This is a genomic window from Sulfuricaulis limicola, assembly GCF_002355735.1.
In the GTDB taxonomy this organism is placed as follows: domain Bacteria; phylum Pseudomonadota; class Gammaproteobacteria; order Acidiferrobacterales; family Sulfurifustaceae; genus Sulfuricaulis; species Sulfuricaulis limicola.
On record NZ_AP014879.1, the window covers coordinates 2,754,340 to 2,766,264 of the forward strand.

The following is an 11,925-nucleotide window of genomic DNA, read 5'->3' on the forward strand; positions in this document are numbered from 1 at the left end:
CGATGTCTGCCTCGCTCAAAAATCTCCTGCTCCTGATCGCGGCAGTGGTGGCCCTGATCGGCGGCTACTGGCTGGCCCAGACGCTGCGCCCGGATTCCGGGATCACCGCCACCAAGACCTACGGCGGCGGCGAGTTGATCAATTTCACCCTGCCCGAACTGGACGGCAAAAATCATTCCCTCGAGGAGTGGCGCGGCAAGGTCATCGTGCTGAATTTCTGGGCCACCTGGTGCCCGCCGTGCCGCGAGGAGATACCGCTGCTTATCGCCTTACAGAAACAGCGCGCGGCCGAGGGCCTGCAGGTGGTCAGCGTCGCCATCGACAATGAAACCGCGGTCAGGCCGTATCGCCAGTCCGCCGGCATCAATTACCCCGTCCTGATGGGTGGTGACGAGGCCCTCGACCTGGTCGCCCGCTACGGCAACAACATGGGGGCCCTGCCATTTACCGTCATCATCGATCGCGGTGGCGCCATCGCCGCGCGCAAATTGGGCGCCTTTACCCGGAACGAACTTGAAAGCTTGGTCGAGCCGTTGCTGAGCCCTGAAAAACTCTAAATCCCCTCAATTCCAAGCCTATTTGTGCTTATCTTTCGGCTATTTTTGCCGAATTCCGGCGATCCTGTTTTTACAGGGTTTTTGCTGGACAAAACGGCCTTTAGCATGCACAATATTTTGAACTGAGAAGATAGCGACAAATCAATGCCTGAACACGGAAAGTTTCCGCCGTTTACTGAAAATCCAGTCTTCACCGGTTGTGACAACCCTGCAAAGCCAAAGGACATATGGCTGAAATCCTGGTACTGAACGGCCCCAACCTCAATCTGTTGGGAGTGCGCGAGCCGGAGCATTACGGCAGCACCACGCTCGAAATCATCAATCAACGGCTGGCCAAACAGGCCGAGGCCGCCGGCCACCGCGCCAGCTTCTACCAGAGCAATGCCGAGCATGAACTGGTCGGGCGGGTGCAGCAGGCCATGCAGGACAAGGTCGCCTTTGTGCTGTTAAACCCGGCCGCTTTCACCCACACCAGCGTGGCCTTGCGCGACGCCCTGGCCGCCACGCATATCCCGTTTATCGAGGTACACCTGTCGAACGTGCACGCGCGTGAGGCGTTCCGCAAACATTCTTATTTCTCCGATCTCGCCGTTGGCGTGATCAGCGGCCTCGGTGCCCAGGGCTACGAACTGGCGCTCGCGGCCGCCATTGAACGATTGAAAAAATAGGGAAGACCCATGGACATACGCAAAGTCAAAAAACTCATCGAGATGCTGGAGGAATCGAGTCTCGCCGAGATCGAAATCCGCGAAGGCGAAGAGGCCATCCGCATCAGCCGCAGCCCCACGGGCAGCCCGGTCGTGCACATGGCGCCAACGCATATCGCACCGCACCATGCCGCGCCGGCCGCGACGCCGGCAGCCACGGCCCCGACCGCAGCCGCCGCCCCGGTGGTGGAAACGCCGGCCGGGCATGCCGTGGCCTCGCCCATGGTCGGCACCTTCTATCGCTCCTCCGCGCCCGGCGCCGCGTCGTTCGTGGATATCGGCAGCCAGGTCAAGGTCGGCGACACCCTGTGCATCATCGAGGCCATGAAGATGATGAACGAGATCGAGTCCGACAAGGCCGGGGTGGTCAAGGCCATCCTCAAGGAAAACGGCCAGCCGGTGGAATACGGCGAAGCCCTCTTCATTATCGAATAAACCATGATCGAGAAAGTCGTCATCGCCAACCGCGGCGAGATCGCGCTGCGCATCCAGCGCGCCTGCCGCGCGCTCGGCATCCGCACCGTGGCGCTCCATTCCGAAGCCGACCGCGAGGCCAAGTACGTCAAGCTCGCCGACGAGTCCGTGTGCATCGGCCCGGCACGCGCCAGCGACAGCTACCTGAACATCCCGGCCGTGATCAGCGCCGCCGAGGTCACCGACGCCCAGGCAATCCATCCCGGCTACGGTTTCCTTTCGGAGAATGCCGACTTCGCCGAGCGCGTGGAACAGAGCGGTTTCATTTTCATCGGCCCCAAGGCCGAGACCATCCGCCTGATGGGCGACAAGATCTCCGCGATCAAGGCCATGAAAAAGGCCGGCGTGCCCTGCGTGCCCGGCTCCGACGGCCCGGTCGGCGGCGACGACAAGGAAGTCCACCGGCTGGCGGCGCATATCGGCTACCCGGTGCTGATCAAGGCCGCGGCCGGCGGCGGCGGCAAGGGCATGCGCGTGGTGCACACCGAGGCGGCGCTGCTCAACGCCCTGACGCTCACCAAGTCCGAGGCCAAGGCGGCCTTCGGCAACGACACCGTGTACATGGAGAAATACCTCGACAACCCGCGCCACATCGAATTCCAGGTGCTGGCCGACACCCACGGGCATGCGATCCACCTCGGCGAGCGCGACTGCTCGATGCAGCGACGCCATCAGAAAGTGGTCGAGGAATGCCCGGCGCCGGGCCTTCCCGAGAAACTGCGGCACAAGATCGGCGAGCGCTGCGCCGAGGCCTGCCGCAAGATCGGCTACCGGGGGGCCGGCACGTTTGAATTCCTGTACCAGGACGGCGAGTTCTATTTCATCGAGATGAACACGCGCGTGCAGGTGGAGCACCCGGTCACCGAGATGGTCACCGGCGTGGACATCGTAAGGCAGCAGCTGCTCATCGCCGCGGGCGAGCGGCTGGCCTACCGCCAGAAGGACATCGTCTGGCGCGGGCACGCCATCGAATGCCGCATCAACGCCGAAGATCCGAAAAATTTCATCCCGTCGCCGGGACGCATCACCGCCTGGCACCCGCCCGGCGGCCCCGGCATCCGCGTGGACTCGCACGTGTACACCAACTATTTCGTGCCGCCGTACTACGACTCCATGATCGGCAAGCTCATCGCCTACGGCGACACGCGCGAGATGGCGCTGGCGCGCATGCGCATCGCCCTGTCCGAGATGGTGGTGGAAGGCATCAAGACCAACATTCACCTGCACCAGGACATCATGAACGACGCCGCCTTCATCCGCGGCGGCGTGAACATCCATTACCTGCAGAAGAAGCTTGGTCTCTGAAACCCGTAAATCGTGAGTCGTGAACCGGTCAACGACTTGCGATTCACCAGTCTATGCCCTGGCTCAAACTGAAACTGCGCGCGGATGAAAAGCACGCCCAGATCCTCGCGGACGCGTTCGAGGAATGGGGCGCGATCTCGGTGACGCTCGAGGACGCGGCCGACCAACCGCTGTTCGAAACCCACTGGGACAAAAATCCGATCTGGTCACAGGTGAAAGTCACCGGCCTGTTCCCGGAACACACCAATACCGACGACATCCTTGCGCGGTCGCGTGAGCTGATGAATCTTCCGGAACTGCCGCCGCATGAAATCGACCTGCTCGGCGACGAAGACTGGGCGCACTCGTGGATGGCGCACTACAAGCCGCTCCAGGTCGGCCGCGGCCTGTGGGTGGTCCCGAGCTGGTGCGCCCCGCCCGAACCGGATGCCGTGAATATCATTCTCGATCCCGGCCTCGCCTTCGGCACCGGCGACCACCCGACCACCTCGCTATGCCTGCAATGGCTCTCGGAACAATCGCTCGCGGGAAAAACCCTGCTCGATTACGGCTGCGGCTCGGGCATTCTCTCCATCGCCGCACTCAGGCTCGGCGCGCGTGACGCGTATGCCGTGGACATCGACGCGCAGGCGCTCGAGGTTACGCGCCGCAACGCGGTGCACAACGGCATCCACGACGGGATGCACGTCATGTTGCCTTCCGAACTGCCGCCGGACTTTCAGGCCGACATCGTGATCGCCAATATTCTGTTCGGGACGCTGATCGAGCTGGCCGCGGAGATCAAATCACGGGTGCGGCCGGGCGGCTGGCTGGTGCTGTCAGGCCTGCTCGGCAGCGATCAGGCCGCGGAGGTGCGGCCGCATTACGAGCCGCCGTTCGCCCTGGAGCAGCGCGAGCGGCAACAGTGGGTGCTGCTCGTGGGGCGCAAACCGGACTAAGCTGGATATATGAATATCAACCGCGGAGAGCGCAGAGCGCGCGGAGAAAATTCATGAAACCTGTTTTTCCTTCTCTGCGATCTCTGCGCACTCTGCGGTGAAAACTCTTATTTCAGGCAATTAACAAATGTACACCCAGTGCCCCGCCTGCCTCACGACATTTAAAGTCACGCCCGCGCAGATCGAGGCGCGCGGCGGCATGGTGCGCTGCGGCATCTGCTCCGCGATATTTCACGCCGAGCAGCGATTACTGCAGGTACAACCGGAGACGCAGCCGGCCAGAACCGTCGAAGAAATAGCGGCGGCCAAAAATGACAAGCGCCGGCCCGCCGTGAAAACCCGGCGCCGCGCCAACAGACGGCGCAGCGACAAGCTCCATGCCATCGATGAGAAACTGGCCCATGAGGCCGGTATTCCCGTCATCACGAAACAGCCGCTGTTCGCGCACCCGCGGACGCGCATCCGGTCCGTGTTCTGGGGTCTGGGAAGCTTTGCATTAGCGCTGCTGCTGGCCGGCCAGTTCGTGTACTCCTACCGCAACGAGCTCGCCACCATCCCGGAATGGCGGCCCTGGCTGGTGGATATCTGCCTGTACGCCGGCTGCGAACTGCGCCCGCTGCGCGACGTGGGACGCATCGAGCTGCTCCAGACCAGCATCGCGCCGCATCCGCAATACGAGAACGCGCTACGCATACGCGCCACCCTGGTCAATCGCGCCGCGTATCGCCAGGCTTATCCGGCAATGGAGGTGAGCCTGACCAGCAGCACCGGCGACGTCATTGCGCGCCGGATTTTTTCCCCCATCCATTATTCGGAAGCACCGCTGGAAGGCGCGCTGACGCCCAATATAGTCGCCACGGCGCTGCTGGATGTCACCAATCCCGAGGGCAAGGCCGTCGGCTACGAAATCCGGCTGGTCACGCCCTGATACGCTGCGCTCCGTGCACTGAAACAGATTTTCTTTTGCGCTTCACCCGCTTATCGCGCAAAGTGAAGCCGGATGAAATCGTTGAATCCATATATCCTTCCGTCATCCCGCGTGCTCGATCCGGGAATATAAATATTCTTTCACCGTTCATCGCGTCCCCTCTTCCCTGCGCTTGGAGTTTCTGGTTAAGATTGCCGCCCTTTCCCGACGTTCAGGGTAGAGCAAGCCGATCATGAGAATCGGACCTTACGAACTGAAAAATAATCTGTTCCTCGCGCCCATGGCCGGAGTCACCGACAGACCCTTCCGCACGTTGTGCCGGAAGCTCGGTGCCGGCATGGCGGCCTCGGAAATGGTGTCGTCCAATTCCCTGCTGTGGGGCAGCAAGAAGACCCTGCGCCGCGCCGATCACACCGGCGAGGACGACCCGCGCGCGGTGCAAATCGTGGGCTCGGACCCGGCCATGATGGCGCAGGCCGCGCGTTACAACGTGGACAACGGCGCCCAGATCATCGACATCAACATGGGCTGCCCGGCCAAGAAGATCTGCAACGTCTACGCCGGTTCGGCGCTGATGCAGAATGAAAAGCTCGTCGCTGAAATTCTTGAAGCGGTCGTTAAAAGCGTCGATGTTCCGGTAACGCTCAAGATCCGCACCGGCTGGGATCGAGCCAATAAAAATGGCCCGGCCATCGCACGCATTGCCGAGGACAACGGCATCCAGGCGCTCGCGGTGCACGGGCGCACCCGCGCCGACGCGTTTCAGGGCGAGGCCGAATACGACACCATTGCCGCCATCAAGGCGGTGGTGAAAATCCCGGTGATCGCCAACGGCGACATCGGCACGCCCGAGAAGGCGGCCCTGGTGCTGCGCGCCACCGGCGCCGACGGGCTCATGATCGGCCGCGCCGCCCAGGGCAATCCCTGGATCTTCCGCGAGATCGCGCATTACCTGAGCACCGGCGAGAAGCTCGTGCCGCCACCGGTGACGGAGGTGCGTGACACCCTGCTCGACCACCTCGAAACCCTGTACGCGTTCTACGGCGAACACAGCGGCGTGCGCATGGCGCGCAAGCACATCTCCTGGTACAGCAAGGGCCTGCGCGACGGCGCGGCCTTCCGTCACCGCGTCAACCAGGTCGAGACGCGCGAAGCGCAGCTGGCCATGGTGCGCGAATTCTTCGATGCGCGCGCCGAGGCCCTGGAGCTCGCGGCATGACCAAGGACCGCAAGGCGCCGCTGGCGGCGTGCGTGAAACAGTCGATGGAACGCTACTTCCACGACCTCAACGGCGAGAAAACCGCGGGCGTGTACGACATGGTGATCAGCGAGGTGGAAAAACCGCTGCTCGAGATCGTCATGCGCCACGTCAAGAGCAACCAGTGCAAGGCCGCGGAAATCCTCGGCATCAATCGCAATACCCTGCGCAAGAAACTCAAGCAGTACAAACTCCTCTAGAAGCTATCTCCAAAACTGCTGTCTGCGCTCCTTTCCCGCTGCGCCTCCGGCTCCGCGGGAAAGTCCGGGGCCGCCATCCCTGGCGGCCCGTTCGGCGGTACGAACGTCCACCGGACGTTCGTGAAAAATCTCCGCCTCACCCTCACCCGGCTGACGGCCGCTCGCGACGTTTTTGAGATAGCTTCTCGCGGATTCGATTGCGGAAGCGGGTCGCGGAATTTAGAATCCGCGTTCCCAACTTTTCATTGCGATTCCGCCGCTCATGACCACCATCCGCCGTGCGCTGATCAGCGTTTCCGACAAAAGCGGCGTGGTCGAATTCGCCCGCGCGCTGCGCGCCCTCAAGGTCGAAATCCTGTCCACCGGCGGCACCGCCAAACTGCTGGCCGACAACGGCGTGGCGGTGACCGAAGTCTCGGACTACACCGGCTTTCCGGAAATGCTCGATGGGCGCGTCAAGACGCTGCACCCGAAAATCCACGGCGGCATCCTTGGCCGGCGCGACCTCGACAGCCATGTGCAGGCCATGCAGCAGCGCGACATCCCGCCCATCGATCTGGTCGTGGTCAATCTTTATCCGTTCGAGGAAACCGTGGCGCGCCAGGACTGCCGCCTCGACGACGCGATCGAGAACATCGACATCGGCGGCCCGACGCTGCTGCGCGCCGCGGCCAAGAATCACGGCGCCGTGACCGTCATCGTGGACGCCGCCGATTACGGCGCGGTGCTCGAGGAAATGAAACAGCACCAAGGCAACGTGAGCGATGCCACCCGTTTTCGCCTTGCCACGAAGGCCTTCGCGCACACGGCCGCCTACGACGGTGCCATTGCCAATTACCTCGGGCGCGAACAGCCGGGCGGCACGCGCGCTGATTTCCCGGACACTTTCAACATGCAGTTCCGGCACGCCATGGGCCTGCGCTACGGCGAGAACCCGCACCAGAAAGCGGCGTTCTACGTCGAGCGCCGTCCGGCCGAGGCCTGTGTTGCGACCGCCCGGATGCTGCAGGGCAAGGAGCTGTCGTTCAACAATATCGCCGACGCCGACGCCGCGCTCGAGTGCGTGAAGTCCTTCGACGAAACCGCCTGCGTCATCGTCAAGCACGCCAACCCCTGCGGCGTGGCCATTGCCGACACCGTGCTCGACGCCTACCAGCATGCCTATGTCACCGACCCGACCTCGGCCTTCGGTGGCATCATCGCCTTCAACCGCCCGCTGGATGCGGCCACGGCCAAGGCCATCCTCGAGCGCCAGTTCGTGGAGGTCATCGTCGCGCCCGCGATCCATGACGACGCCAAACCAATCCTCGCGGGCAAACCCAATGTGCGCGTGCTCGAAACCGGCGCCTGGGGGGCGACGCGCCCGGCGCAGCTGGACTACCGGCGCGTCACCGGCGGCCTGCTGGTGCAGGACGCCGACCACGGCCAGATCACGGAAAAGGAACTCAAGGTCGTCACCCAACGCCAGCCGAACCCGCAGGAGCTGCGTGACCTGCTGTTCGCGTGGAAGGTGGTCAAGTTCGTCAAGTCCAACGCGATTGTCTACTGCAAGGAAGGCCGCACCGTCGGCGTCGGCGCCGGCCAGATGAGCCGCGTGTACAGCGCGCGCATCGCCTCGATCAAGGCCACCGACGCCGGCCTCGAGGTGCGCGGCAGCGTCATGGCCTCGGACGCCTTCTTCCCCTTCCGCGACGGACTCGACCAGGCGGCCGAGACCGGCGTCACCGCCGTGATCCAGCCGGGCGGCTCGATGCGTGACAAGGAGGTCATCGAGGCCGCCGACCAGCATGGCATCGCCATGGTGTTCACCGGCATGCGCCACTTCCGTCACTGAGCCATGAAAATCGCGCTCGCCGAGACCGAGGCCGACATCGCGCGCTGCTATCCGGTCATGGCCGAGCTGCGGCCGCACCTGACCGGGCAGGACTTCGTCGCCCGCGTGCACCGGCAGCAGCAGACGGGCTATCTGCTGGCCTATCTCGAAGACGAGGGCGAGATACGCTCGGTGGCCGGCTACCGGTTCCTGGAGATGCTGTGCTGCGGCAAAATCCTCTATGTGGACGATCTCGTGACGCACGCCACCTGCCGCTCCACCGGTTACGGCAGCCGCCTGTTCGACTGGCTGGTGGAGCAGGCGCGTGCGGCGGGCTGCCATGAATTTCATCTGGATTCGGGCGTGCAGCGCTTCGACGCGCACCGGTTCTACCTGTGCCACGGCATGAACATCGTGTGGCACCACTTCAGCCTCAAACTGGATTAGCCATGGCCCGGCGCGTCCTCATCATCGGTGGCGGCGGTCGGGAGCACGCGCTGGCGTGGAAAATCGCGCAATCGCCGAAGGTCGAAAAGGTCTGTGTCGCGCCCGGCAACGCCGGCACCGCGCGCGAGCCGAAGTGCGAAAATGTTGCCATCGCCGCGGAAGACGTGGACGGCCTGTTGCGCTTCGCACAGCAGAACAGGATCGATCTCACCGTGGTCGGTCCCGAGGCGCCGCTGGTGCTGGGCGTGGTAGACAAATTTCGCGCCGCCGGGCTGCACATCTTCGGCCCGACCCGGGACGCGGCCCAGCTCGAAGGCTCCAAAGCCTTTACCAAGGATTTCCTGGCGCGCCACCAGATCCCGACAGCGGCTTATGGCAATTTCACTGACGTCGCCGCGGCCGAGGCCTATATCAAAAAGATCGGCGCGCCCATCGTGGTCAAGGCCGACGGCTTGGCGGCCGGCAAGGGCGTGATCATCGCCCAGAACACGGACGAGGCCAGCGCCGCCGTGCGCGACATGCTGGCAGGCAACGCCTTCGGCGAGGCCGGGCATCGCGTGGTGGTGGAGGAATTCCTCACCGGCGAGGAGGCCAGCTTCATCGTCATGGTCGACGGCGAGCATATTCTTCCGCTCGCGACCTCGCAGGATCACAAGCGTGTCGGCGACGGCGACACCGGCCCCAACACCGGCGGCATGGGCGCGTACTCTCCCGCCCCGGTGGTCACGCCCGCGATGCACGCGCGCATCATGCGCGAAGTCATCGAACCCACGGTGCGCGGCATGAAAGCCGAAGGCCATCCCTACACCGGCTTTCTATATGCCGGCGTCATGATCGGGCCCGACGGTGCCCCCAAAGTGCTCGAATTCAACTGCCGCTTCGGCGACCCCGAGACCCAGCCGGTGATGATGCGCCTGAAGTCCGACTTCATCGAACTCATCGAGGCCGCCATCGACGGCAAACTCGACACGGTGCAGGCGCAATGGGACAGCCGCGCGGCCCTCGGCGTGGTCATGGCCGCGGGTAGTTACCCCGGCACCTATAAAAAGGGCGATGCGATTTCGGGTCTGCCGGTGTCCGATGCATCCGACGCGAAGGTTTTCCATGCCGGCACCGCGCTCAAGGACGGTGCTGTGGTCACCAGTGGCGGGCGCGTGTTGTGCGTCACTGCGCTCGGAGAAAGCGTCAGCGGGGCACAAAAACGCGCTTACGAGCTCGTGAACAAAATTCGCTGGTCCAAAGCGCAATACCGCCGCGACATCGGCTACCGCGCCATCGCGCGGGAGCGGACACGCTGATGTCCGGCCAGCTGACCCAGGCTGCGCGCATCATCCAGAAAGGCGGTGTGGTCGCCTATGCCACCGAATATTGCTTCGGTCTCGGCTGCGATCCCATGAACCGCGCCGCGGTGTTGAGAATCTTGCGCCTCAAGCGCCGGCCGGTGCAAAAAGGCCTGCTCCTGATCGCCGCCAACGTGGAACAGCTGGCCCCGTACGTGGACGACATCCCGCCCGCGGTGCTCGCCACCTGGCCCGGGCCATACACCTGGCTGCTGCAACCGCGCGACGGCGTGCCGGGCTGGATCACCGGCGAGCATGCGCGCATTGCCTTGCGGGTCACCGCCCACGCGCAGGCCGCGGCCCTGTGCAAGACGGTCGGCATGGCCATCGTCTCCACCAGCGCCAATCGCGCCGGCGCCGAACCGACCCGCAGTTTTCGTGATACCGTGCGCCGCTTCCAGGGCGAGGTGGATTACATCCTGCCCGGGCGCGTGGGTGACGCCCCCGCGCCGACACCGATCCGCGACGCCATCACCGGCGAACTGGTGCGCCCAGGATAATAAATTCAACTGACAGGATTAACAGGATTTACATGATTAAATCAAAAAAACCGGTTTCGAATTTTTTTAAATCCTGTTAATCCTGTAAATCCTGTCCATTCGATTTTTTTACATGGCCATCGACATCCAAGCTATCCGCGACTACCTGCTCGGGTTGCAGGACCGCATCTGTGCGGCCCTGGAAAAGGAAGACGGCAAGGAAAAATTCCGCGAGGACAGCTGGGACCGGCCCGAGGGCGGCGGCGGAAAATCGCGCGTGCTGGCCGACGGCGAGGTATTCGAACAGGCCGGGGTGAATTTCTCGCACGTACATGGAAAGAACCTGCCGCCGTCGGCTTCGGCGCACCGGCCGGAACTGGCGGGGCGCTCGTTCCAGGCGCTCGGCGTGTCGCTGGTGATCCATCCACGCAATCCGTATGTGCCGACCTCGCACTGCAACGTGCGCTTCTTCATGGCCGAAAAGCCGGGCGCCGAGCCGGTGTGGTGGTTCGGCGGCGGCTTCGACCTGACACCGTATTACGGCTTCGAGGAGGATGCGATCCACTGGCACAAGACCGCCAAGGCCGCCTGCGATGCCTTCGGCCCGGATTACTACGCGCGCTTCAAGAAATGGTGCGACGACTATTTCTTCATCAAGCATCGCCACGAGCCACGCGGCATCGGCGGGCTGTTCTTCGACGACTTCAACGACCGGAACTTCGACCATGCCTTCGGTTTCATGCGCAGCGTGGGCGATCATTACCTGCCGGCCTACCTGCCGATCGTGCAGAAACGCAAGGCCATGCCTTGGGGCGAACGCGAGCGCGATTTCCAGCTGTACCGGCGCGGGCGTTACGTCGAGTTCAATCTGGTTTACGATCGCGGTACGCTGTTCGGCTTGCAGTCCGGCGGGCGCACCGAATCCATCCTGATGTCGCTGCCGCCGCGGGTGTTGTGGCGCTATGACTGGAAACCGCAACCGGGCAGCCCGGAGGCGAAACTGTATGAGGTTTTCCTGAAACCCCGCGACTGGCTCGCGACGGAGGCGACATGAACGAACCCCTGCAACTCCCCAATCGGCATGCCACGCTGCGGCTGGTGCCCATGGTCAAGGACACCAATGCCGCCGGCGACGTGTTCGGCGGCTGGGTCATGTCGCAGGTGGACATCGCCGGCTCGATCGAGGCCGTGCGCCGCGCCAAGGGCCGCGTGGTCACGGTGGCGGTCAATGCCTTCCATTTCGTCGCGCCGGTGTTCGTGAACGATCTGGCCAGCTTCTACGCCAAGGTCATCAAGGTGGGCCACACCTCGATCACGGTGGATGTCGAGGTCTACGCCGAGCGCGGCCTGCGCTCGCCCAATCCGGGCGAGATCGTCAAGGTCACCGAGGCGGTGCTGACTTATGTGGCGGTGGACGCCGATCGCAAGAAACGTCCCGTGCCGCCGGAATGAAAAGAACCTTTTCCCCCTCCCCTCGCG

14 protein-coding genes are annotated in these 11,925 nt (G+C 63.5%); all 14 read left to right on the forward strand.

All coding sequences use genetic code 11. From position 1 onward, the window contains the following. The first annotated feature begins 2 nt into the window (after positions 1-2). The gene (locus SCL_RS13370; RefSeq protein ID WP_096361676.1) at positions 3-557 is read left to right on the forward strand and encodes a TlpA family protein disulfide reductase; all 555 of its coding nucleotides are present in this window, start codon (positions 3-5) and stop codon (positions 555-557) included. 227 nt (positions 558-784) lie between these two features. After that, entirely contained in the window at positions 785-1,225 is a 441-nt protein-coding gene (gene aroQ, locus SCL_RS13375; RefSeq protein WP_096361677.1) for a type II 3-dehydroquinate dehydratase, read from the forward strand. Between the two features lie 9 nt (positions 1,226-1,234). Then, positions 1,235-1,699 carry an acetyl-CoA carboxylase biotin carboxyl carrier protein gene (gene accB, locus SCL_RS13380; RefSeq protein ID WP_096361678.1) on the forward strand — a complete coding sequence of 155 codons (465 nt, stop codon included), beginning with the start codon at positions 1,235-1,237 and terminating at the stop codon, positions 1,697-1,699. A 3-nt stretch (positions 1,700-1,702) separates the two neighbouring features. Further along, entirely contained in the window at positions 1,703-3,043 is a 1,341-nt protein-coding gene (gene accC, locus SCL_RS13385; protein WP_096361679.1) for an acetyl-CoA carboxylase biotin carboxylase subunit, read from the forward strand. Positions 3,044-3,096: 53 nt separating this feature from the next. Further along, positions 3,097-3,981 carry a 50S ribosomal protein L11 methyltransferase gene (gene prmA, locus SCL_RS13390; protein ID WP_096361680.1) on the forward strand — a complete coding sequence of 295 codons (885 nt, stop codon included), beginning with the start codon at positions 3,097-3,099 and terminating at the stop codon, positions 3,979-3,981. A gap of 127 nt (positions 3,982-4,108) precedes the next feature. Further along, entirely contained in the window at positions 4,109-4,909 is an 801-nt protein-coding gene (locus SCL_RS13395) for a zinc-ribbon and DUF3426 domain-containing protein (RefSeq protein WP_096361994.1), read from the forward strand. 232 nt (positions 4,910-5,141) lie between these two features. Further along, on the forward strand, positions 5,142-6,128 hold the full coding sequence (gene dusB, locus SCL_RS13400) for a tRNA dihydrouridine synthase DusB (RefSeq protein WP_096361681.1): 987 nt from the start codon (positions 5,142-5,144) through the stop codon (positions 6,126-6,128). Next, positions 6,125-6,367 (forward strand): DNA-binding transcriptional regulator Fis, encoded by a 243-nt coding sequence (gene fis, locus SCL_RS13405; RefSeq protein WP_096361682.1) that lies wholly within the window; start codon positions 6,125-6,127, stop codon positions 6,365-6,367. The genes dusB and fis overlap by 4 nt, the downstream gene beginning before the upstream one ends. Before the next feature lie 262 nt (positions 6,368-6,629). Continuing rightward, entirely contained in the window at positions 6,630-8,201 is a 1,572-nt protein-coding gene (gene purH / locus SCL_RS13410; RefSeq protein ID WP_096361683.1) for a bifunctional phosphoribosylaminoimidazolecarboxamide formyltransferase/IMP cyclohydrolase, read from the forward strand. A 3-nt stretch (positions 8,202-8,204) separates the two neighbouring features. Next, positions 8,205-8,627, forward strand: coding sequence for a GNAT family N-acetyltransferase (locus SCL_RS13415; RefSeq protein ID WP_096361684.1), 423 nt, complete (start codon positions 8,205-8,207; stop codon positions 8,625-8,627). Positions 8,628-8,629: 2 nt separating this feature from the next. Then, positions 8,630-9,925, forward strand: a complete 1,296-nt coding sequence (gene purD / locus SCL_RS13420) for a phosphoribosylamine--glycine ligase (RefSeq protein ID WP_096361685.1) — start codon at positions 8,630-8,632, stop codon at positions 9,923-9,925. Continuing rightward, positions 9,925-10,467 carry an L-threonylcarbamoyladenylate synthase type 1 TsaC gene (gene tsaC / locus SCL_RS13425; protein WP_096361686.1) on the forward strand — a complete coding sequence of 181 codons (543 nt, stop codon included), beginning with the start codon at positions 9,925-9,927 and terminating at the stop codon, positions 10,465-10,467. Before purD ends, tsaC begins: the two co-directional genes overlap by 1 nt. A gap of 112 nt (positions 10,468-10,579) precedes the next feature. Next, positions 10,580-11,500, forward strand: a complete 921-nt coding sequence (gene hemF / locus SCL_RS13430) for an oxygen-dependent coproporphyrinogen oxidase (RefSeq protein WP_096361687.1) — start codon at positions 10,580-10,582, stop codon at positions 11,498-11,500. Beyond that, entirely contained in the window at positions 11,497-11,898 is a 402-nt protein-coding gene (locus SCL_RS13435; protein ID WP_096361688.1) for an acyl-CoA thioesterase, read from the forward strand. The genes hemF and SCL_RS13435 overlap by 4 nt, the downstream gene beginning before the upstream one ends. The last annotated feature ends 27 nt before the right edge of the window (positions 11,899-11,925 follow it).